The organism is Nonomuraea fastidiosa (assembly GCF_042751225.1).
Lineage (GTDB): Bacteria > Actinomycetota > Actinomycetes > Streptosporangiales > Streptosporangiaceae > Nonomuraea > Nonomuraea fastidiosa.
The window spans coordinates 2,241,732-2,263,179 of record NZ_CP170570.1; the positions used below are offsets into that span (position 1 = coordinate 2,241,732).

The following is a 21,448-nucleotide window of genomic DNA, read 5'->3' on the forward strand; positions in this document are numbered from 1 at the left end:
ACGGTCAGAGGGTCGCCGGGATCGGCAGCTCGTCCGTGGAGCGCGCCGACGCCGTCACGACGCCCGCGCCGTCCACGAGGTAGAAGCCGGGGAACGGCGGGCGCCCGAAGGCCGTGTACATGGGGCCGTCGCGCTGCTCGGTGACCACGGTCGCGACGTCCGCGAGCGCGGCGGTGAACGTCTCCTCCTTCGGCCCGCCGCCCACGACCAGCGCCACGACGCGGTCGCGGCCCAGGTGGCGGATCCGTTCGGCGAACACGGGCAGGTGCTCGTCACAGGCGGAGCAGTCGGTGGAGAACATGCCGACGACGGTCGGCCCGCCTCCTGCGCCGAACGTGGCCCTGCCGGCGGCCGCGCCGGTGACGGCGGTCGCGGTGAAGTCCGGCAGCCTGGTGCCCGGCGGGGTGAAGGCGGGCGGCGCGGTCACGTGCCGCAGGACGTTCGCGTGCTCGCGCAGGCGGCGTATGACGGCGAGGAGCAGGAAGAGGTTGAGGGCGCTCAGCGCGCCGACGAAGACGACGGCGGCGACGAGGAAGGACATCGGCGACCCTTACGTACGGTTGAACGGGGCGGAAGGGGGCGCGGCGTGGGAGGCGGGGACTCAGGGCTCGGGGCCCGGGGCTCGGGGCGGGCAGGCACGGCGCGTGAGCTCAGTGCGGCTTCGCGAACAGGTCGGCGAGGTCGTCGGTGAAGACGGCGAGCAGCGCGAGCAGGCCCCCGGCGGCGATCGCCAGCACCGCCCCGGCGACGTGCAACCGCGCGTCCCCGTACGAGGTGGCCGCCCCGGCGACGGCCACGGCGACGAGGGCGAGGTTGCGTACGAGGTGCCTGCGCCCGAGCGGCGCCGCCGGCGTTCCGAAGCAGTTGCAGGAGGCCCGGGTCCCCGAGCGGAGCGCGTGCCCGATGCCGAGGGAGAAGGCCAGCAGCGCGGCACCGGCCAGGACCAGCCCGGCCGGTGCCGTGGACCTCGTCGTCAGCAGCACGACGGTGGCGGACTCGACGGCGACCACCGCGGCGGGCAGCGCGGCCGGCACCCGGCCCCGCGGCAGCGGGACGAGCGCCGGCACCGAGCGCCGGAACGCCTCGAACGCCGCACGCCCGCGCACCTTGCCGACCACCGCCACCAGGAAGACGATCCCCAAGGTGCAGCGGGCGGTCACCGCGACGTACTCCATGCCGCTGATCCGTGAGGCCGGGAACTCAGCGGCAGTACGTCTTGCCGGCGTAGATGCAGCAGTGGATACCGGTGTCGGTCCACCAGCAGGGCTCGGCCTCCGCGGTGGTGGTGGGCAGGAACCTGCTGAGCAGCCGGTCGCTCAGCTCGTTGAGTGCACGGATCACAGGGGTCCTCCTTGTGGTGCGAGCCGGCGGCGGAAACGCCGGCAAAGGGGCGCCGTTCGCGATTTGGGTGATCTACGACGACACCTGGACAATAACCACGGATGATCAACTGACATAAGCAGTCAGGGCTGGCAGCATGCTGTAGTGCCGTGCAGCTTCCTGTCACGTCCATCGGGAGCCACATGAGCCTCAGCAGTCTCGGACTGACCGATTTCGAGGAGTGCGTCTACCGAGACCTCCTGAGCGGCCGCGAGACGGCGACGGACGATCCGGACGACTTACCTGCCGCGCTGCACCGGCTGGCCGATCTCGGCCTCGTACGCTTCGACGAGGCCGGACACCCCGTCCCCGTGGAGCCGGAGATCGGCGTCAGCCGCCTGATCCGGCGGCGGCTGCTGGAGACGCACGTGCAGCAGCGGCGCATGTCGGCGGCGTGGGAGGCGGTCCACCTGCTGAACGCGCAGCAGCGCGACTCCTGCCGTACGGTCACCATCGAGCAGATCGACGGCACCGACCGGATCTACGAGCGCATCTGCTCCCTGGCGCTCGACGCGCAGGAAGTGCTGATCATGCAGCCGGAACACCTCCGCCCGTGCACCGACGGGCTCTCGGCCCGCCTGCAGCGGATCGCGGAGGGCGCCCGCTGGCGCACGATCATCTCCAGGAAGAGCCTGCTGGATCCGGCGGTCATGGACCTCTGCGTCACGCTGCACCGCGCCAGCGACCACCATCGGCTCATGGACGACGACGGGCAGGCCATGGTGATCGTCGACCGGTCGGTGGTGTTCGTGCCCAGCGAGCCCGACGGAGGCCACCGGAGCGCCCTGATGATCTCCCAGACTGGGGTCGTCGCGGCCATGACCGATCTGTTCGAACGCGTCTGGGCGCACGCGCAGGACCTCGAACCCTGCCACGCGCCCGGCCTCACCCCGCGCGAGCGGCGGGTGCTCTACCTGCTGGCCAGCACCCATAAGGACGAGGTGGCGGCCAGGGAGATGGGCGTGAGCCTGCGGACATACCGGCGGCACGTGGCCGCGCTGCTCGAACGGCTGGGTGCGGCGAACCGCTTCCAGGGCGCGCTGCTGGCCAAGCAGCAGGGCTGGATCTGAACGCCGAGCCAGAGGCGCGGGCTCCCCGACCGGCTCCGAGCACGCGCCGAAAGGACCGGCTCCGAGCGCGCGCCGAAAGGCTCCGCGTTGGGCGCGCGCCGAAAGCGGGGGTCGCCGGGTCAGCGGGGCATCGCGCGGGCGTGCCGCGCCACCAGCTCCGCCCATCGGGCTTCGGCGCCATCCCCGGGCAGCCGGGTGCCGGGGCCGCTCACCTGATCGGGCCGAGCCCCGTCGGCAGGCCCGTCTCCGGTGCGAGGGCCTCGGCCGTACGCAGGAACAGCGCGGAGACCCCGTTCGACGGGTTCCACAACACGTCATCGCCTACCCGGTAGTACCGGCTCACCGCACCTCCTCCGACGCCGCCGCTGTCCCTCCGGTCGATCATGAGGTGGAGTGAGGGTGGGAAGCAACCCGATGAGGCATCCGTCGGATTTATCAGTAGATGCGGTACTTCTTGCCGCAGTTGTCGAACTTCCCGGCCCAGCAGGAGAACGTGTACACCTTCTGGATCCCCCGGCCACTCCACGTACCGACGACCTTGCCGTCCCACGCCTTGTTGAACTTCACCCAACGGCCGTTCCGGTACACCTCGAACCAGACCCAGCCCTTCTTACCACCGCGCTTGTCCACGCCGTACCACTTCGTGAACACCTTGCCGTGCGACTTCCACGTCTCACCGAACGTGTACGCCTTGTAGTCGCTGGAGAAGAACTTCCCCCACGTGACCGTGGCAGAGTGAGCGGTGCTCGCGGTCGTGGCCGAAGCGGCCTGCGCCGGGCCGCTGATCGCCAGGCCGGTAACGGCCATCGAACCGGCAAGGGCGGCGATCGCCAAGGTCTTCCGCATTTCGGGTTCCTCCCCGTCATTCGGTGTGTTCCGCTTGATGACAGGGACAGTACGGAGCTTCACCCCGATCAACTGTGGACGAATACGCACAACGACCGTGACGGCCATCACACGCCCGCCGCTGGGACCCGCCTCCCTCGCAGAACGCCCGGTATGTGGCGACGACGGCGGCGAGCACGGTGGCGAGCGAGCCCGCGACGATGACCAGGGTGTGGTCGTGGAAAGCGAGAACCGTCAACGCGGTTCCCGCCACTATGAGGAGCACGGCCAAGGTACTGCGGTAAATCCCACGCATGGCGATGCCGGCCTTTCTCGGAATGACGACAGGAAGAGATGGAAGGAGCCGCGGAAAAGCGGCGCCCTGCGACGTCTACAGCGAAACGCATGGCCGGCGGCGGACGCCAGATTTCGAGCTGAGTTGGGACGGCTTAAGCCGGCTCCCGCCGTATAGAGACTTCGTGGGCCGCACCGGTACGCGGAAAACCACCCCGAGGACGGATTGGGACGCTGTACGCTCGGGCCGGGAGTCAAGCTGAGACCGATTGGGACACCTGACGACCGGTCGAGGACGCTCGTCAACCGCCCGCCATCGGTACGATCACGCCATCGATGGCCGCTCTCGGTACGGCCGCCCCCCTCGCCGCACTACCAAGGAAGGAGTAGTGCTCGTGCCATGTGCAAAACAGCTGTGACCACCGACTTGAGCACCATCACGACATGGCCGGAGGCCATTGCCGAGCTGAGGAAGATACGGGCGACGAAACCCCGGCAGAGCTACCGCCACCTGCATGACAAAATGGTGCGCGGCAACCGGGACAACGTGCTGACCTCGGACAGCGTCCCCAGCAAGTCGACGCTGCAACGCATATTCACCGGCGAAAAGCGGCCCAGGGTCAGTTATCTCATCGGCATTCTGTACGCCCTCGACGTCCCGCGCGAGCAGTGGTGCGCCTGGCGTGACCTCGTGAGCCGTCTGGAAACCGCCGAGCAGGGCGATTGTCCGGCGAGTTCCAAGACGGCGCACGATGAGCTGGCGTTCATGAGGTTCCGGCTGGAAAGCGTCGAGAAGGAGATGAAGGCGCTGCGCAACCTCGTTCTCGAAAAGGAGGACAAGCTGGAGAAGGCGCTGCGTCAGGTCCAGGAGCTGCAGGAGCGGCACGAGAGCGCCGCCGAGCGGCTGCAGACATGGGAAAGACCTGCGGCTCCGCGCGGCGAGGTGCCGGCCGTGAAGCCCGGCTTCATCAAGACGCGGGCGAAGCCCGAGCAGCGCCACCTCAGCCCAGGCTCCAACGTCTCCCTCATCCGCCCCTATGTGTACGGCGAGACGTGCGGACGCAGCGCCTGGCCGGGCGACAGGAGCAAGCCCGCAGCCGAACGCGAAGCCGGGAAACCGTCCTCCGTATGAGTGGAGGGGCCCGCGTGGGCCCCTCCGAGCCGGGCGGTCGATCGTGTGCGCGGTGTTGCGCCTCTTCTCCAAGACCGCGACGACGTCGCGCCACCGGCCACCGTAGGCACCCAACCGGTCGGCATACGGGTGAACAGCGTGACGCCGAGCTCCCGCTCCAGGTTGCGGATCTACTGCGAAACGGCCGGCCGGGCGACCGCAGCACCTCGGCCGCCGCCGTCACCGAGCCCTCCTCGGCCACGAGACGTGGGCCTGTCAGTCCATCAGAGCACGGGCGGGTCGAAGTCGAAGTCGAGGCGCCGGCCCCTCTCCGCGACGAGCACATCGGGGTGCCCTCGGCCCAGGATCTGCGTGTAACGCTGCAGCGTCTCGTTCCTGAGCGCGTCCGCCTCGCGGTACGCGCCGAGCTGCCGGAGATCGACGACCAGGTTCGCGGACGCCGCCAGGGTGAGCGGATGCTCAGGGCCGAGTAGATCGCTCAGCCGCTCCTTCGTCGCCTCCCCAAGTGAGCGTGCCTGCTCGTGCTCGCCCATCGCGGCCAGGTCGCTGGCAAGGTTGATCGCGCAGGTGAGGGTGAACTGGTGATGGCGGGTCAGCCTCCGCTTGAGGCCCTCGAACGCCTCTCTGTCGAGGTCGACCGCCTCCTGCACACGTCCGTTGATCCTCAGCAGCAGCGCGTGGTTGGTGTCGCAGCCGAACTTGAACGGGTGATCCTTGCCGTACATCTTCTTGAAGCGCGGCGACAGATCCTCAAGGAGCCGCAGCGCCTCGACCACCTCTCCCGAGGCCCGCCGCGCGTTGGCCAGGCACAGGCCGGCGGCCAGGGTGTCGGGGTGGTCGAGGTCGACGTTGCGCACCTGCACCTCGAAGGTGCGGCGCGCCAGCTCCAGGGCCTCCTCGATCCGGCCGTCGCGCCGCATGGCGATGGACAGGTCCTTGGCGACGCGCAGGGTCCACGGGTGCTCGGGGCCGAGTTGCTCGACGCCGTACTCGTAGGCGTCCTCGCCGATGTCACACGCCTCGCGATACTGACCGAGCAGCCGGGTGAGGCGGGCGAGGCCGTTCCACGACGACAGGACGTTCATGCTGCTGACGTCGGTGCGCGCCCGTTGCGTCTCAAAGGTCTTCTGCTGCAGCTCAAGGGCTTCTGTGTACTTGCCGAGCAGCAGGTAGTCCAGCGCCAGGTTGTTCTGTGCCCGCAGCGTGCGCCGGCTCTCCGGCCCCCATTTCTCCTCGTGGAGGCGGAGCGACTCGCGGTCGTGTTCGAGCGCCGCCGCGAAGTCGCCTCGGAACCGGAGGTCGGCGCCATGGCTGTTGAGCAGCAGCAACGTCTGCTCGTGATACTCACCGAGCACGCGACGCATCCGCTCGAGAAGTCGCTGGTTCAGCGCGAACGACCCCTCGATGTCCCCCAGCTCCCGGCGGATGATGGCCTGGTGGCGCTGCGCGGCCAGAACGTGTTCGCCGTCTTCGCCGTCGGCCCGCCACTTCTCGATGAACCCCTCGACCATCACCTGCGCCGACTTGAAGTCACCCGAGGAGTAGAGATAGCGGACGATCTTGAGAGCGAACTCCCGAATGCGCGGATCACGAGAGCTGCGCACCTCGGAGGGCCCGATGTGGCCCAGGAGGGCGCTGTAGCGAGGCCAGGACGCGTTGCTGTCCGGCTCGGACGAGGCCACCGAGGCCGCGAGGAGGCGATGTGCCTCACCGCGCATCGCGGCGTGCTCGACTTTGGGCAGTTCGTCACGGAGCAGCGCCTGGATCAGGCGGTGCACCTGGAGCGTACGGCTGGCGGAGTCAATCTTGACCAGGGCATAGCGGCCGAGCTCGCGGATGACGCGGCTGGTCAGGATGGGGTCGGCGAGAATCTCCGCCAGTCTCGAGCCCTCGGCGTAGCTCTCGGGCAGCCGCTGGAAGAGGTCGCGCGGGATCGGCTCGGGCCCGAGGAACGCGCAGCAGCGCAGCAGCTCGACCGCCACCGGCATCCGATCGGTGAGCTGTGTCACCGACAGGGCCCATGCGGCCGACATCGACAGCGGGTAGTCGGCCGGCTTGTTGGTGCCCAGCAGCCGGGTCGTCTCCCTTTCGAGCAGCTCCAGGTAATCCTCGACCGCGATGCCGGTCTCGACCTGCAGGGCACCCGCCTGCTCCAGAGCCAGCGGCAGGTCCCCCAGCGCCTCGGCCAGGCGGTCGGCCTCGGCCTCCGTGATCCCCTGGCGGGACCGCTTGATGAGGAACTCGATGCTCTCCTCGCGCGGGAAGACGTTGACCGGCACCGTGGGAACCACGCCCTGCCAGCTGTGGTTGCGTGAGGTGATCAGCACGTGGCCCGGCCCTCGGGGCGCGATCCTGTTGATCTCGTCGACCTCGTCGGCGTTGTCGAAGATCAGCAGCCACTTCTCGTACGGGTCACCGCGCCGCAACGCGTCGAGCGCGGCTTCGGCCGCTTCCTCGACACCCGTCGAGGCACTGACGGGCAGCCGCAGCTCGCGCGCCAACCCGGCCAGCGATGACTTCACCAGCATCGGCTGGTCGGCAGGGATATACCAGACGACGTCGTATTCACGGCGATAGCGGTAGGCGTATTCGATGGCCAGCTGCGTTTTGCCCACGCCCCCTAGTCCATGGAGCGCATGCGGAACGACCGCGGCAACGTTGGACATCAAGCTTTCGTGCAGCTCTCGCAGCAATTCGGCGCGGCCCGTAAAGTTGTTGTTGCGCTGAGGCACACGTCCCCAGATGGGAGGCACACGCCCCGAATCCGGCGAAAGGTGCGAAACCGACACAATACCGCCTACGCTAGAACCGGACTTTGAAATCAAGCTTAGACGTCACGCCGACTCTGGTGAACCCTTTGTGGCGGGGCGGTATCGCCATGCCGTCCTAACCATGGGAAGATAAGGCTGAACTATCACAGCTTATGGATCGGGGAACACCATGACCAGCAAGGAGACAGAGTACGGCGGCGGCCTTGTCGACGTGAGCGGGTTGAGCTTGACCGAACTTGAAAGCCTGCCGGCCTCCCGCTTGACCACGGCTCTGAAGCGCCTTGTCGATGAGGTTGACTCCGGACCGGTCGCGGGCTTTCAATCAGCTCTTTGACTTCTGACTGACACGTTCTAGCCTGTACCAAACAATTATGTACGGCGGCCTTGGGCAGGCGACGTGACGGTCGGGGCGGGTGTGTGAGAGAGCCGGATTGGGAGCGGCTGATCAGACAACTGAGCCGTGGAGACTGCACGCCTCTGCTCGGCGCCGGTGCATGTTTCGGACGCTTACCGACGGGCAGCCAGCTCGCCCAACATTTCGCAGAACGTTACGAGTACCCCTTCGCCGACACGCATGACCTGGCCCGAGTCATGCAATACGCGGCCTGGGCGAGCGGCGACCCCGTGGAGTTGAAGCACGAGGTCTGCACCTATCTTCAGGAGTACCTGCCGACGGACGATGTCTGCGACACGGACCCCCATACAATCCTGGCAAATTTCCCCATCAAGACGTATCTCACCACAAACTATGACGATTTCATGATGCGGGCCTTGCAGCAGGAGAGCGGGGGGCGCAAGCAGCCGGTCAGCCAGGTCTGCACCTGGTGGGACGTCGGGGAGAAGAAGCCGTACCTCGAGCAGCCGACCGAGGACGAGCCGCTGATCTACCACCTGCACGGCCGGTGGAACGATCCCCGCTCGCTGGTGCTCACCGAGGACGACTACCTGACGTACCTGGGCAACCTGGTGGAGATGAGCGCGTCCGCCGAGTCACCTCTGCCCAGCCCGGTGCTGAACACCATGACCGTCAGCCCGTTGCTCTTCGTCGGCTACAGCCTGCGCGACTGGAACTTCCGGGTGCTGTTCTACGGACTGCTCAAAGGAATGCCGGCGAACATGAGACGGCGGCACGTGAGTGTCCAACTGATGCCGGATCTCAACACGTCCGTGGCGGATGCCGCGAACAAAGCGCGGGAATACCTTCAGCGGTACCTCGACGGCTGGAACATCACGATCTTCATCGGCAGTACCGAGGAGTTCTTCGAAGAACTGCGTAGCAGGATGTGAGGGGGCGCATGCCAGTGACGGACCCGCAGGTGCAACCGTACGTGGGATTGCGTCCTTACCGCCGTGAGGAGAGCGCGCTTTTCCACGGGCGCGGCCGGGAGGCCCGGGAGGTCGCGACGCTCTGGCAGGCCGCGGGACTCACCGTCCTCTACGGCGCCTCCGGCGTGGGGAAGACCTCCCTGCTGCACGCCGGGGTACTGCCGCTGCTGGAGCCGGATCGCACCGACGTGCTGCCCGTCGCGCGCATCGCTCCCCGCATGAACAGGCCCAAGGCAGGCGAGAACCCGTACGTCATGGCTCTGCTGTCGTCCTGGGCGCCGGACCTCGACCGCGAGCGCCTCGCCGGCATGACGATCTCGGACTTCCTGAACGACCGGCCGGAGCGTACGGACATGTACGGCGATCCCGTACCGATCCTCGCGGCCATCGACCAGGCGGAGGAGATCTTCCACGGCTCGCCGGTGCTGGAGAAGGAGCGCAAGGCCTTCCTGGACCAGCTGGCCAAGGCCGTCGCCAAGCACCCCGGGCTGCACGTCCTGCTGGCCCTGCGCGAGGAGTACCTGTTCCTCGTCCTCCCGCACGAACGCCGGATCGGGCAGGGCTCGCGTACGCGTTTCCACCTGGAACCCCTCACCCCGGAACAGGCCATGGAGGTGGTGCACGGGCCGTTGCCGCAGACCGGCAGGACCATCACACAGGCCGCCGCCGAGCTCCTCATCGACGACCTCCGAACGGTCGTCTTCGTCAACGAGGCGGGCGAGACCTCCACCATCCGGCTCGACACGGTGGAGCCCATCCAGCTCCAGGTGGTGTGCTCCGCCCTGTGGGAGGCGCTGCCGCCGGAGGTCACCGAGATCACCGAGGAACACGCCCGCCTGTACGCCAGGGTGGAGGAGTTCCTCTTCGCCTACTACAAGCGCACCGTGGCCGAAGTGGCCGCCGAGCACGGCCTGCCGGCGAGCAAGCTCCGCCTGTGGATGCGCAACGCCTTCATCACCGAGCACGGCACCAGGAACGCCGTCTATGAAGGACTGACGGAGACCAAGGGCATGCCGAACGCGGTGCCGCGTGCCCTTGAGGAACGCCATCTCCTCCGCGCCGAGCACCGGCTCGGCATCCGCTGGTACGAGCTGACCCACGACCGGCTCATCGCCCCCGTCACCAGATCCCACTCGCCGGAGTCCTACCTGAAGGAGGCTCGCCAGGCGGTGGAGGAACACGACTGGGACCGTGCGGAACGCCTGGCGGACGCGGCCGAACGCGCCGCCGACGTGGGCGAGGCATGGGTACGCGCGGAAGCGGCGGAGATCTACGCATGGGTTGCGCACGCCCGGGGCGACATCCCCAGCGCCCGGCGGCACTGCGAGGAGGCGGCGGGGATCTTCTCCGAGTACCAGCGCTTCGACGGCGTGGCCCGCGTACTGACCAAAGAGGGGCTCCTGTGGCTGGACCAGAACGACTCAGTCCAGGCCATCCAGCGCATCAAGACGGCGCTGGACTATGCGCCCAACGACGTGTCGGCCCAGATAGCCCTGGCCAGGGCCCTCAAACGGTCGAGCACCCCCAAGGCCGCCGAGACGATTCTCGCCGGTCTTCCGTCAGGTCTTGTCCAGGAAGCGCTGCGGACACTTCGCGATCCGGACTGATTCATTATGCTCACGCCCATGACGCACGCTTCACGGGCCGGCAGACATTGCCCGAATGGCCGCTGACTCTCGATGTGGCCGCGCTGGCCGGGACCGGCCGGCGGCCGACGCCGTTCAGGCAGTTCATTCTGAAGATCCACAGCAGATGTGATCTGGCCTGCACTTATTGCTACATGTACGAGATGGCCGACCAGAGCTGGCGGTCACGGCCGAAGCGCATGGCGCCCGACGTGGTCGAGGCGGTGGCGGCGCGGATCGCCGAGCACGTACAGGCTCACGATCTCCCGTCGGTCGAGGTCATCCTGCACGGGGGCGAGCCGCTCCTCATGCGTCCCGAGGAGATCGACAAGCTGGTCGGAACGGTACGCGGCACCGTCGACGTCCCCGTCGACCTGAGACTGGTCACCAACGGGACGAGGCTGGACAGAGCGTATCTGGACCTGTTCGACCGGCACGAGATCGGTGTGGCCGTCAGTCTCGACGGGGGCGAGCAGGCACACGACCGCAACCGCAGAACCGCCGACGGCCGAGGAAGCTACCACAAGGTCGCAGCCGGCCTGCGGATGCTGACAGAACCGCCCTTCCAGCGCCTGTTCCGCGGCCTGCTCTGCACGGTGGACCTGCGCAACGACCCCCTTGAGACCTATCAGGCGCTTTTGGCATTCGACCCTCCGACCATCGACCTGCTGCTTCCGCACGGCACATGGTCGGAACCTCCTCCCGGGCTGGGCAGCGGCGATCCCGCCACGCCCTACGCCGATTGGCTGATCGCGATCTTCGATCAGTGGTATTCCACGCCGGCTCAACCAGTCGGCGTGCGGTTGTTCGACGACATCATCCACCTGCTTCTCGGTGGCAGGTCCACCAAGGGCGAACAGGTCGGCCTGGCCGCCGCCGCCATGGTGGTCATCGAGACCGACGGTGAGATCGAGCAGTCGGACATCCTGAAATCCGCCTACCCGGGTGCGCCGAGCACCGGATTTCACGTCTTCCGCGACTCCTTCGATGACGTTCTGCGGCTGCCGTCCATCGCGGCACGCCAAATCGGCTGGTCGGCGCTCTCTGACACGTGCAAAGCCTGCCCTGTGGGCCGGGTCTGCGGCGGTGGTCACTACGCTCATCGTTATCGGCCTGGCAGCGGCTTTCTCAATCCGTCTGTCTACTGCGCCGACTTGCTGCGGCTCATCACACACATTCGAAACACGATCCAGCGCGACATCACCGCACTGCAGAAGGACCACAGATGAACCTCGCAGAGCACCGCATTTCTGCTGCGGCCTTCGACGAATTGGCCTCTGGCGCCGGGGGAACGGCAACGGTAGAGCAGCTCAAGGCCGGCCAGCGCAGCAAGCATCTTCTGCTGCTCCGGGGCGTTCTCGAGAAGACGCGCACCGACGGTCATCCGAGCTGGCCCGAGGTGCGCCGGGCCTACGACCTGCTCGCCGGCATCCAGGCCGCGCACCCCGAAGCGGTCAACGCCGTGGTGCACCACCCCTCCGTCGGCGCGTGGGCGCGGCACACGATCCAGACCCTTGAGGCTCCCGAGCAGATGTCCGCGCTGGCGGCCGCCGCGGCCATCCGGGCCGGCGTCGCGTGCGACCTCGACGTCGCCGCGATGGACGGAGTGATCAACCTGCCGTCTCTCGGGCAGTTCACCGTGGGTCACGGCGTCGCCGTCGCGACCCTGCACTGCTCGCCCGACGGCGTGGAGGTCTCCGCCGGGGGCAGGTTCCTGGAGCTCACCGACGACGAGCCGAACTGGCGGCCGCTGCGCCCGCTGTCCGCGCAGGCCGACGACCTGCGGCTCGATGTACTGATCGACGACCTGGACCCGCACCGCATGCCCGGGTCCGACGCCCTGCGCGACCCCCTCACTCCGGAGGAGGCGCGGCGCTGGCAGGATCTCCTGGAAGAGGGATGGGACCTGCTGGTACGCAACCACCACCCGGTGGCCGAAGAGGTGTCGACGGCGATCAGCGTGTTCACTCCCCTGGCCCCGCCGCCCGACGGCATGTCCAGCGCCACCTCGCGGGAGACGTTCGGCTGCATCGCCATGTCGACTCCGCCCGACGCCCACGCGCTGGCCGTCACCCTGACGCACGAAACCCAGCACGCCAAGCTCTCGGCCCTGCTCGACGTCGTGCCCCTGACCAAGCCCGACAACGGCGCGCGCTACTACGCGCCGTGGCGTCCCGACCCTCGTCCGGCCGCCGGCCTGCTCCAGGGCACGTACGCCTATGTCGGCGTCACCGACTTCTGGGAACGCCAGCGGCACCTGGAGAGCGGGGAAGCGGCGATTCGCGCGAACGCGGAGTTCGCCCGCTGGCGTGCCGGGGCACGCCAGGTCGCGGACACCCTCCTCGACAGCGGCGCGCTGACCGAGCCCGGCGAGGTCTTCGTCCGGCGCATGGCGCGCAGGCTCGACGAGTGGGCGCGCGAGCCCGTACCGGCCGAGGCCGCTGCCCTGGCCGCCGGAGCCGCCGACCGGCATCGCTCCCTTTGGCGCGAACGCAATCAATGACGCATCGGGTCATGACACCTTTCATTTGACGGCGCCCGCATTCTCCGAGTGCGGCCTACCATCAAAGGGGAGGTGTCATGCTCCAATATGCCCGGCGCGTACTCCACGACATACGCGAACGCAGGAATATCGAGGCCTACGTCATCTCCCTGCTCGCCATCGTGTTCGCGGCGCTGACGCTGATCGGCGATAAGGTCGATGATCAGTTGAAGTGGGCCGTGCTGCTGGCCGGCGTAGGCGTCCTCGTCCATCAGATCACCGTGCCTCGGAACGAGGGCGCCTTGACGGATCGGGTTCTCGAGGACCGGACCGGTTTCGAACGCGTCTCCTTGAAGGACCGGCTGCGCACGAGCCAGGAAATCTGGATGTTCGCGCCGTCGGGCGTCAACTTCCTGTCAGAGGACCACTGCGGCGCGATCCGTTCGACGGTGCTGAACCGGCATGATGGGAGCGTCAAGATGGTGGTCCTCGACCACGAGGAGTCCGAGGCGGTGCGGATCGCCACCCAGCAGCTCGACAACGGGCTGGAATATCCGCTGCAGACGCTGGCCGACAGCATCGTCACCACGAGAAGCAGAATGGCCGCGATGGCGTCGTGGCCGTTGCCGGGCGGCCGCGAATTCCGGCTGTTCGGCTACAATCCCGGATTCAGCCTGGTGGCGTTCAACCCCACCCGGCCGGACGGGGTCATCATCGTCGAGATCCACGGGGTACGCAATTCATCGACGTCCGGCAGAATGCATTTGGAGTTGACCAAGAAGAACGCGCCGTATTGGTATACGTACTGGCTCGACCAGTTCAACGCGATCTGGAACGCCGCCAAGCCGTTGCCCCTGCCACCCAAGGCGCCGGCAGGAAACCTAGACTAAAGCCCACGAACCTGGACGGCGCATAGCACAGCCTTACAAGTCCGGAAATATACGCCATTCACCTTCGTAGCGCGATAGAACACTACGGCACACGGGCTCTTTCGAAGATCTTTTGGGGTTTCGCTGGGCCGCACTTTTGACGAGCCAGCAAACTGAAGGCCGTGACGAAAGATCTCACCGACGCGCGGGACCGCCTGATCTCCCCCCGCGAGCTTCACCAGGTTGCGGCCCTGCTGAACATGCCGCGTCTCGACGAGAATGCCGTGCGCGAGGACGGGGCTCCGTACACGAACCACCAGGCCGCGCTGTACGCCGGCATCGCCGCGTGGGCGCGGCTGTCGGCAGAGGCGGCCGAGCAGCTCGGCGCGTCGGAGGAGCCTGAAGCGCGCCAGGAATTCGCTTATCTCATTGAATACACCGACCGGCATGCCAAGGGCTGGTATCCGGCGCCCAGCGATGAATCCAGTGGAATGACGCTGGCGGACCGGGCCGAGACGGTCGCGCAGACCGTGCTCACCAGCTACATCAACCACCTGGCCGACAACCGGGACGACTACGAGCTGTGGCTGGTCGACTCGCTGTCCTTGCGGGCCAGCGTGTGGCACGTGAACACCGCCGAGTCGTACCCTCGCGGCCTCGGGCCCGACCGGCCCTCCTCCCCGTACGCCTTCTCGGACGCGGCGATCCCGCCGCACGCCGTCGAGATCCGCACCCCCGTCCAGATCCACCGGGTCATGGACCACCGCATCGCCCCGTGGCCCGACACCGTCTTCTGGGAGCCCGAACCGGCGGTCGGCCTCAGCCCGGCCTACCTGGCCTCCACCGACCACCGCCAGAACTGACGCCCTCTATGAGGTGGGTGAGGGCACGCCGGTCCTCACCCACCTCACCATGTCACGTGCCGAAGGACCAGGCGAAGATGTGCGCCGTGGCCGCGGTCGCCGGTGCGGGCAGGGTCAGGGACTTGACCTGTTTGCCGGGGTCGAGCTCGATCGGGGTCGTGGCGAAGACGTACACGTTGATGTCCTGGCGGCCGCCACCGCCGTCCAGCCGGTACGGCGTGCGCAGGACGATCTCGTTGCCGAAGCGGGGCGGGTAGGCGTCGCGGGCGAGCGCCCAGTCGCTGAAGCCCACCCGGGCCTGCTGGGTCGAGCCGTCGGTGTACGTGATGGTGATGTCGGTCTCGATGTCGCCGGAGGCGCCGGCGCCGAGGAAGGCGAGGGTGGTGGCGCCTTCGGGGGCGGAGACGTCGATGGTCTGGCCGGTGGCCTGGACGTTGTCCCACTCCCCCGGCGCCCGGTCGGGCCAGGTGAACGTGTGGCCCTTCCAGGTGAGCTCGGCGCCGGGGCGGGCGCCGGCGGCGGCGAGCGCCTGGGCGCTGTAGCTCCAGCCGATGCCGTCGAAGTTGGCCAGGCCGGCCTGCTCGTCGTCGCCGATGCCGGCGTTGTTCTGGTGCCACTCGATGGTGCCGCGCTCGGCGACGTTGAGCTTGACCGCGGCGGTGACGCCGTCCGCGTCGAGCTCGACGGGCACGGTGGTGAAGCCGGTCGGCAGATCGGCGGCGGTGGCGAGGGTGATCTCGGCGGTGGCCTTGCCGTTGGCGGGGACGTCGAGGGTGCCGCTCTCCGGGGTCACGGTGACGCCGGTGGGCGGCTCGGCGGTCCAGGTGAGCGTGCCGCCCTCGCCGACGGCCTGGACGGTGAGCGTGGCGGTGACGGTTCCGCCGGGTTCGACGGGGGACGCGCCGGGGTCGAGGCTCACCAGGTACGGCTTCATGCCCGCCTGGAAGCTCGGCGGCGGCTCCTCCGCACCGAACGAGGTGTCGGGCCGGGAGCCGAGCGCGAAGTCGAGCCTGCCGCTGGTGAACCCTTCGGGCAGCCACGCCCGGTCCGTCGCCTTGCCGTTGACCTTGACCGCCTGGATGTAGCGGTTGGTGTCGGAGGCGCCGGGGGCGTTGATGGTGATCGTCTTGCCGTTGGAGCGGGTGACGGTGATCTTCTCGAACGCGGGGCTGTGGAGGATCAGCTCCGCACGCCCCGGGATGGCGGGATAAATCCCCATCGATGCCCAGACGTACCAGGCGCCCATCGTGCCCAGGTCGTCGTTCCCGGTCAGGCCGTCCGGCGTGGGCTTGAACAGCTCGTTCCTGGCCCGCGCCACCAGATCCTGCGTCTTGTACGGCTGACCCGCCCACACGTACAGCCACGGGCTGAGCAGCGACGGCTCGTTGCCCAGGTAGGCGTGCGGCTTGTTGGGCCCGGCGTTCAGCTCGGCGAAGAACTCATCCAGCCGCGCGATCGCCTTGTCGACCCCGCCCATGGCGTCGAACAGCCCGCGCGGGTTGTGCGGCACCATCCAGTGGTACTGGGCGCCGTTGCCCTCCACGTACATGGACGGGCTGGCCGGGTCGAAGTCCGGCGTGAACGAGCCGTCGCCGAAGCGCGGCTGGATCCAGGCGTTGGCCGGGTTGTAGGTGTTCTGCCAGGACTGGGCGCGCCGCATGAACGCATCGCGCGTCTTCGTGTCGCCGAGCCGCTCGGCGAGCTGGGCGATGCCGAAGTCGGCGATGGCGTATTCGAGCGTGGTCGAGGGGTCCGTGGGGACGTAGCCGTTCTTCAGGTACGAGGCGTTGCCCGGCCGTTCCGTGTAGCCGGTGGCCGGGTCGGCGCCGATGCGCTCCGCGCCCTTGACCATCGCGGCCAGCGCGCCCTTGGCATCGAAGTCGCGCGCGCCGAAGGCGTGGATGCTGGAGATGATCGAGTGGTACGGGTCGCCGTTCATGACGCCGGTGATCGTGTTCTGGTGCGACCAGCGGTCCCAGACGTCGCCGATGGCGTGCGCGTTCTCGTACATGGACTGGGCGATGTCGCTCGCCACGTCGGGCGCGAGCAGCGCGATGAGCTGCATCTGGCTGCGGTAGACGTCCCAACCGGAGAACGTCGCGTAGTGGTGGTGTCCGCGCCTGACCTGGTGTGTGCGGTAGTCGAAGCCGGTGTAGGTGCCGTCCACGTCGTCGAAGACGTACGGCTGGAGCAGCGCGTGGTACAGGTTGCTGTAGAACGTGCGCTTCCTGCTCTCGTCGCCGCCGGTCACCTTGATCTGGCCGAGGCGCTCGTTCCAGACGCGCCTGGCGTTCCCGGCGATGCGGTCGAAGCCCTGAGAGCCGACCTCGGCGCGCAGGTTGCGCTTCGCGCCGTCGATGCTGACGTACGACAGGCCGACGCGCATCTGCACCGGCGTCTGCGGGTCGAACTGGAGATACACCCCGATGCCCGGGCCCTTGACGATCACGTCACGCGCGGCCTGCCTGGCCTGCCGCTGTTCGGCGGGCGGGCTCGGCTGTACGGCGGGCCTCCCCTCCCCGGCGGCGGGCTCCCCCTTCCCGGCGGCGGGCTCCCGCTTCTCGGCGGGGGCGGTCGTGACGCCGGCCAGGCCGTGCGGCTTCACCGCGGGCGGCACTTTAGCGCCGGAACGGCCCTTCACCCGCAGCTCGCCGGGCACAACCGAGCCGTCGCGCCAGGTGCCGAACGCGCGTACCGGCTTATCGAAGGTGGCGTGGAAGTAGACGTAGTACCGGCTCTGCGCGCCGCAGAAGCCGCCCGTCTTGGCCCAGCCGCTCACGGTGAGACCACCGTCGCGGCTGATCGTGGCCTCGGCGTCGTCCACGCCGTTGACGGAGCCGCTGACGTTGAGCAGCAGGGTGAGCGGCTGGCCCGCGGGACCGGTGAAGCGGCCGACGCCCGCCCTGGTCGTGGCGGTGACCTCGGCTTTGACACCGCTGTCTAAAGTGACCCCGTAATAGCCGGGCGAGGCGCTCTCGTTCTCGTGCTTGAACGTCTGGACGTAGTCGTCGAAGTCCGTGGCGGGGGAGCTCTCGACGGTGCCCGAGATGGGGAGCACCGGGAAGTCCTGGGCGCCGGTGCAGCCGGGGCCGGAGATGTGGGTGAGCGACAGGCCGCGCAGGCGGTTGTCCTCGTACTTGTAGCCGCCGCCCGAGGCGCGGACGGTGTCGGGGCTCCACTGCATCATGCCGAACGGCAGGGCCGCGCCGGGGAAGTTCATCCCCGCGCCGCCGCCGTGCCCGAAGTCGGGGCCGCCGTCCTGGGTGCCCATGAACGGGTTGACGTACGCGGCGAGGTCGGCCGGCGGGGCTGCGGCCTGGGCGGGTAAGGAGAGGCTGGGGAGTGTGACGGCGGCGGCTAAGGCCGCCACCCATGCTGAACGGGACAAGGCTCCTCCATGAGGGGCTCGCGTTGCTGCGGGCCCGCACTGCCGCGGTCGGCGGGTCCGCCCGTAGACAACGTTGTCAACCTAGGGACCACTAAACGATCCCGACCGGGGTCTGTCAAGGCGAGTCATCCCACCGTCCACAGCCCCTCCCGCCGCCGTGCGTGCACGGCCTTTTCAGGAGGGGAGAAGGCAGGACCTGTCGAGGCACGTCCGTCCACAACCTCACCCGCCGCCAAGGGTGCACGGCCTCGAGGGAAAAGGGGGCCTTCCCCCACCGAGCCGAGCGTGCGCGGGGGAGGCAGGGCCGGGCTGCCCGTGCGGGGAGGCAGGGCCGGGCTGCCCGTGCGGTGGAGGCAGGGCCGGGCTGCCCGTGCGGTGGAGGCGGAAGCCCGGCGGCACGCACGGCGGGCAGGAGCCGTCCCGGCTAACCGGGGGCTTTCAGCAGGCGCTTGTCCGGCTTGCCGTTCGGGCCTGCGGGCACCTCGTCGATGACCGTGATCGTGGCGGGCACGCAGGCGGCCCCGAGCCGCTCCCTGACCAGGTGGCGCAGGGCGTCGAAGTCGGGGATGCGGCCGGGTGCGGGGACGACGAAGGCGTGCACGGCCTCGCCGGTGTCCTCGTCGGGCGCGCCGATCACGTACGCCTCGGCGAGGTCGGGCGAGGCGGCCAGGGCGCGCTCGATGGGGCCCGCGTAGTGCAGCTCGGCGTTGACGATGATGACGTCCCTGGTGCGGCCGATCAGGTGGAGGCGGCCGTCGGCGTCGAAGTGGCCGAGGTCGCGGGTGCGCACCCAGCCGTCCACGAAGACCCGCGCCGTCTCCTCGGGGTCGCCCCAGTAGCCGACGGCCTGGGACGGGGTGCGGACGTACAGCTCGCCGTCCTGGCCGGGCGGCACGGGGGCGCCGGAGGCGTCCCTGATCGAGATGTCGATCACGTCGGGCGGGACGCCGAGCGACGGGGGCGGGTCGTCGGGGGTGGCCATGGAGATCGTGCCGGTCTCGGTCTGCCCGTAGCCGTGGAACACGACCGGGCCGAGCACCTCGCGGGCCTCGCGCAGCCGGGCGGCCTGGACCGGCGAGCCGGACACCATGAGCGCGCGCAGGCTGCTCAGGTCGGCCGGGGTGGCGCGCTGGGCGGCCACCAGCTTGTACAGGCGGGGCACGGTGATGACGCCGGCGCTGGCCCGGTGCTTGACGATCGCCTCGGGCAGCGACGGCGCCTCGGCGGCGACGAGGGTGCCGCCTGCGGCGAGCGTGAGTATGCCGTACTCCATCATGACCTGGCTGCTCAGCGTGCCGAACACGAGATAGCGCTGGAGCCGGGAGGCCAGCTCCCTGATCGCGGGCGGCCACGACTCGGGGCGGGCGGTCCAGGCGGCGTTCATGGCGGCGTACGTCTGCGCGCACGCCTTGGGCGTGCCGGTGCTGCCGCTGGTATGGACGATCCTGGCGACGTCGTCATGACGGCCGGACAGTACGAGTGGCCCGCCGTCGTCGGGCGCCGACAGCAGGTCGTCCAGGCGCAGGTCGCCGGGGCCCGGCTCCCCGTCGGTCACGGCGGCGGTGATGTCCTGGCTCAGCAGGTGGCGGAGCTGGGCGTCGGGCAGTCCGGGACGGACGCCGACGACGCGGGCGCCCACGACATACCCGGCGATGATCGCGGCGAACGCCTCGGGCGAGATGCCGAGCAGCAGCGCCAGCCCGTCACCGGGGCCGACGCCGGCGGCGCGCAGCCCGGCCGCGCACCGGCGGACCATGCCGAGCAGCCGCGCGCCGGTGACCGCCCGGTCCCCGTGCTCGAACACGGGGCGGTCGCCGGCGGCGGCCAGCAGGTCGAGGACGGGACGGGGGTACGGATCAACCGGCATCGGCCAGGCATTCCTTGGCGAAGGCGGTCAGCGGCTGGCGGTGCACCACCGGCAGGTCCCACTCGTTCTCCAGGTTCTCGGCCAGGTGGTGTACGGCGTTCAGCTCGCCGTCGCGGTAGTAGCGCACCACCGGGTGCAGGTAGCTGGAGTCCTGGGCGTGCTCCCAGTCGTTCTCCTTGACGCGCGGGACCGAGATGTCGAACGGGTCCGTGGTGTCGTGGCCGGGGCCGTATTCGAGGGTGACGACGAACCGGTGCCTGGCCGGGCCGAGCCCGCCGTCGGCGACGTACGCCACCGGCACCTCCTCCTGGTAGAGGGCCCCGCCGTTGACGGTGACGACGTCCCCGAGCACGGAGAACTGCTGCCACAGCGCCGACGACCTGTTGACCCGCTCGATGATCGCGTCGCTGACCGCCTCGGGGCTGGGCTCGATCTCGTTCGCCGGCCAGGAGCCGCCGTGGTAGCGGGTGGTGAGGATGCGGTGCAGGGCGCGCACGCCGTACCTGAAGCCGTGGATGAAGCCGCTGGTGCCCTTCTTGAAGTCGCGCTGCTGGGTGAGCGTGCCGGCGAAGTACAGGTCGGGGACGTTGACGGACTCGTACGCGGAGGTCTGCTCGGGGAAGCGGTCGTTGACGACGAGCGCGGGCCGGCAGGAGTCGTCGAACACCGAGGCGTCGAACCGGAAGCCGGTGCACGCGATCACCCGGTCGTAGCGCAGCTCGCGCAGCGCCTCCACGGTGCGGGCGTAGCGGAAGATGACGCGGTAGCCGCCCTCGGGGCGCGGCTCGATGCTCTCCACCGTGCCGTCGAGCACCGAGTTCTGCGACTTGAGCTGGTAGGTGTCGAGGAAGTTGTTGTTGACCGCGCGCAGGTGGCCGACGTAGTGGGACTGCCAGGCCATCCTGATCGAGTGCGGCCCGGCGACGTGGATGACGGCGGCCTTGGCCACGAGCGCGTCGGCGGTCTCGAAGCCGGAGTTGCCCTTGCCGATGACGAGCACCCGCTGGCCGGTGAAGGAGGCGGGGTCGGTGTCGAACGTGTCGTAGCGCTCGGCGTGCTCGATGCCGGGGATCGGCGGGACGTACAGGCGGGAGACGCCGGTGGCCATGATGAGCCGGCGGCCCCGCCAGGTGCGGCCCGAGGCGTCGAGGATGCGGAAGCCGTCGTCGTCGCGGCCGATCCGCACGACGTCCACGCCGTACTCGGCGCGCACCCCGGTCCGTTCGGCGTAGTCGGCGAGATAGCGCACGAGGTCGTCGGCCTGCGGGAAGTACTCCTCGCTGTAGCGGGTGAACAGCAGGTCGGGATCGTCGCTCAGCAGCGAGTTCCAGTCCATGCGCAGCCGCAGCTCCGGGTCGGCGTACCCGGTGTGCACCTTGTTGATGGAGATGAGCTGGCGGTGCCGCGGGAAGCGGGTGAAGAAGGTGCCCGGCCCCGACCCGCGTTCGAGGACGACGTAGTCATGACCGTGGCGTTCGAGAAGTGCGGCGAGCTGCAGCCCGGCCGGTCCGGCTCCGATGATCACGTAGTCATGCGCCATGATCTGGAAGCTAGGG

General features: G+C 68.8%; 18 protein-coding genes. 9 read left to right on the plus strand and 9 right to left on the minus strand.

Features of this window, described 5'->3' with window-relative positions; genetic code table 11:
* Positions 1–4: 4 nt before the first annotated feature.
* The 3 genes from ACFMQL_RS10100 to ACFMQL_RS10110 all read right to left on the minus strand — a co-directional run bounded on the left by ACFMQL_RS10100 (position 5) and on the right by ACFMQL_RS10110 (position 1,341).
* On the minus strand, positions 5–541 hold the full coding sequence (locus ACFMQL_RS10100; protein WP_364068094.1) for a hypothetical protein: 537 nt from the start codon (positions 539–541) through the stop codon (positions 5–7).
* 109 nt (positions 542–650) lie between these two features.
* Positions 651–1,175 (minus strand): MauE/DoxX family redox-associated membrane protein, encoded by a 525-nt coding sequence (locus ACFMQL_RS10105; RefSeq protein ID WP_364068095.1) that lies wholly within the window; start codon positions 1,173–1,175, stop codon positions 651–653.
* 25 nt (positions 1,176–1,200) lie between these two features.
* Positions 1,201–1,341: a hypothetical protein gene (locus ACFMQL_RS10110; protein ID WP_364068096.1), complete on the minus strand. Its 141-nt coding sequence runs from the start codon at positions 1,339–1,341 to the stop codon at positions 1,201–1,203.
* 182 nt (positions 1,342–1,523) lie between these two features.
* Here ACFMQL_RS10110 and ACFMQL_RS10115 point away from each other — a divergent pair, with 182 nt between their 5' ends.
* Positions 1,524–2,450: a LuxR C-terminal-related transcriptional regulator gene (locus ACFMQL_RS10115; protein ID WP_378785393.1), complete on the plus strand. Its 927-nt coding sequence runs from the start codon at positions 1,524–1,526 to the stop codon at positions 2,448–2,450.
* A 208-nt stretch (positions 2,451–2,658) separates the two neighbouring features.
* Here the strand turns inward: ACFMQL_RS10115 and ACFMQL_RS10120 are convergent, their stop codons facing one another.
* Positions 2,659–2,835, minus strand: a complete 177-nt coding sequence (locus tag ACFMQL_RS10120; protein WP_378785394.1) for a DUF6086 family protein — start codon at positions 2,833–2,835, stop codon at positions 2,659–2,661.
* Positions 2,836–2,885: 50 nt separating this feature from the next.
* Entirely contained in the window at positions 2,886–3,296 is a 411-nt protein-coding gene (locus tag ACFMQL_RS10125) for a hypothetical protein (protein WP_378785395.1), read from the minus strand.
* Positions 3,297–3,984: 688 nt separating this feature from the next.
* Here ACFMQL_RS10125 and ACFMQL_RS10130 point away from each other — a divergent pair.
* Entirely contained in the window at positions 3,985–4,701 is a 717-nt protein-coding gene (locus ACFMQL_RS10130) for a hypothetical protein (protein WP_378785396.1), read from the plus strand.
* 263 nt (positions 4,702–4,964) lie between these two features.
* On the opposite strand, the gene fxsT is transcribed toward ACFMQL_RS10130, so the two are convergent.
* Positions 4,965–7,490: an FxSxx-COOH system tetratricopeptide repeat protein gene (gene fxsT, locus ACFMQL_RS10135; protein WP_378785398.1), complete on the minus strand. Its 2,526-nt coding sequence runs from the start codon at positions 7,488–7,490 to the stop codon at positions 4,965–4,967.
* Between the two features lie 151 nt (positions 7,491–7,641).
* Between fxsT and fxsA the strand changes: the two genes are divergently transcribed.
* From fxsA to ACFMQL_RS10170, 7 genes are all read left to right on the plus strand, one after another.
* Positions 7,642–7,806 carry an FxSxx-COOH cyclophane-containing RiPP peptide gene (gene fxsA / locus ACFMQL_RS10140; RefSeq protein WP_364068101.1) on the plus strand — a complete coding sequence of 55 codons (165 nt, stop codon included), beginning with the start codon at positions 7,642–7,644 and terminating at the stop codon, positions 7,804–7,806.
* A gap of 83 nt (positions 7,807–7,889) precedes the next feature.
* Positions 7,890–8,759 carry an SIR2 family protein gene (locus ACFMQL_RS10145; RefSeq protein ID WP_364068102.1) on the plus strand — a complete coding sequence of 290 codons (870 nt, stop codon included), beginning with the start codon at positions 7,890–7,892 and terminating at the stop codon, positions 8,757–8,759.
* 8 nt (positions 8,760–8,767) lie between these two features.
* The gene (locus ACFMQL_RS10150) at positions 8,768–10,405 is read left to right on the plus strand and encodes a tetratricopeptide repeat protein (protein ID WP_364068103.1); all 1,638 of its coding nucleotides are present in this window, start codon (positions 8,768–8,770) and stop codon (positions 10,403–10,405) included.
* A 74-nt stretch (positions 10,406–10,479) separates the two neighbouring features.
* Complete coding sequence (locus tag ACFMQL_RS10155) at positions 10,480–11,652, plus strand: FxsB family cyclophane-forming radical SAM/SPASM peptide maturase (RefSeq protein WP_364068104.1); 1,173 nt, start codon at positions 10,480–10,482, stop codon at positions 11,650–11,652.
* Positions 11,649–12,926 carry an HEXXH motif domain-containing protein gene (locus ACFMQL_RS10160; RefSeq protein WP_364068105.1) on the plus strand — a complete coding sequence of 426 codons (1,278 nt, stop codon included), beginning with the start codon at positions 11,649–11,651 and terminating at the stop codon, positions 12,924–12,926. Before ACFMQL_RS10155 ends, ACFMQL_RS10160 begins: the two co-directional genes overlap by 4 nt.
* A 77-nt stretch (positions 12,927–13,003) precedes the next feature.
* A complete protein-coding gene (locus ACFMQL_RS10165) occupies positions 13,004–13,795 on the plus strand; it encodes a hypothetical protein (protein ID WP_378785401.1) in 792 nt (263 codons plus the stop codon).
* Positions 13,796–13,956: 161 nt separating this feature from the next.
* Entirely contained in the window at positions 13,957–14,637 is a 681-nt protein-coding gene (locus ACFMQL_RS10170) for a hypothetical protein (protein WP_364068107.1), read from the plus strand.
* 52 nt (positions 14,638–14,689) lie between these two features.
* Here the strand turns inward: ACFMQL_RS10170 and ACFMQL_RS10175 are convergent, their stop codons facing one another.
* From ACFMQL_RS10175 to ACFMQL_RS10185, 3 genes are all read right to left on the minus strand, one after another.
* Positions 14,690–18,025, minus strand: a complete 3,336-nt coding sequence (locus ACFMQL_RS10175; RefSeq protein ID WP_364068108.1) for a GH92 family glycosyl hydrolase — start codon at positions 18,023–18,025, stop codon at positions 14,690–14,692.
* A gap of 424 nt (positions 18,026–18,449) precedes the next feature.
* Positions 18,450–19,892, minus strand: coding sequence for a class I adenylate-forming enzyme family protein (locus ACFMQL_RS10180; RefSeq protein WP_378785403.1), 1,443 nt, complete (start codon positions 19,890–19,892; stop codon positions 18,450–18,452).
* Positions 19,882–21,432, minus strand: coding sequence for an NAD(P)-binding domain-containing protein (locus ACFMQL_RS10185; protein WP_378785404.1), 1,551 nt, complete (start codon positions 21,430–21,432; stop codon positions 19,882–19,884). The genes ACFMQL_RS10180 and ACFMQL_RS10185 overlap by 11 nt, the downstream gene beginning before the upstream one ends.
* Between the last annotated feature and the right edge of the window lie 16 nt (positions 21,433–21,448).

Bases quoted from the DNA above. Each gene is read 5' to 3' on its own strand.
- ACFMQL_RS10105 (WP_364068095.1), bottom strand. From the start codon at position 1,175: ATGGAGTACGTCGCGGTGACCGCCCGCTGCACCTTGGGGATCGTCTTC.
- ACFMQL_RS10120 (WP_378785394.1), bottom strand. From the start codon at position 2,835: ATGATCGACCGGAGGGACAGCGGCGGCGTCGGAGGAGGTGCGGTGAGC.
- ACFMQL_RS10100 (WP_364068094.1), bottom strand. From the start codon at position 541: ATGTCCTTCCTCGTCGCCGCCGTCGTCTTCGTCGGCGCGCTGAGCGCC.
- ACFMQL_RS10150 (WP_364068103.1), top strand. From the start codon at position 8,768: ATGCCAGTGACGGACCCGCAGGTGCAACCGTACGTGGGATTGCGTCCT.
- ACFMQL_RS10180 (WP_378785403.1), bottom strand. From the start codon at position 19,892: ATGCCGGTTGATCCGTACCCCCGTCCCGTCCTCGACCTGCTGGCCGCC.
- ACFMQL_RS10165 (WP_378785401.1), top strand. From the start codon at position 13,004: ATGCTCCAATATGCCCGGCGCGTACTCCACGACATACGCGAACGCAGG.
- ACFMQL_RS10125 (WP_378785395.1), bottom strand. From the start codon at position 3,296: ATGCGGAAGACCTTGGCGATCGCCGCCCTTGCCGGTTCGATGGCCGTT.
- ACFMQL_RS10160 (WP_364068105.1), top strand. From the start codon at position 11,649: ATGAACCTCGCAGAGCACCGCATTTCTGCTGCGGCCTTCGACGAATTG.
- ACFMQL_RS10185 (WP_378785404.1), bottom strand. From the start codon at position 21,432: ATGGCGCATGACTACGTGATCATCGGAGCCGGACCGGCCGGGCTGCAG.
- ACFMQL_RS10115 (WP_378785393.1), top strand. From the start codon at position 1,524: ATGAGCCTCAGCAGTCTCGGACTGACCGATTTCGAGGAGTGCGTCTAC.
- fxsA (WP_364068101.1), top strand. From the start codon at position 7,642: ATGACCAGCAAGGAGACAGAGTACGGCGGCGGCCTTGTCGACGTGAGC.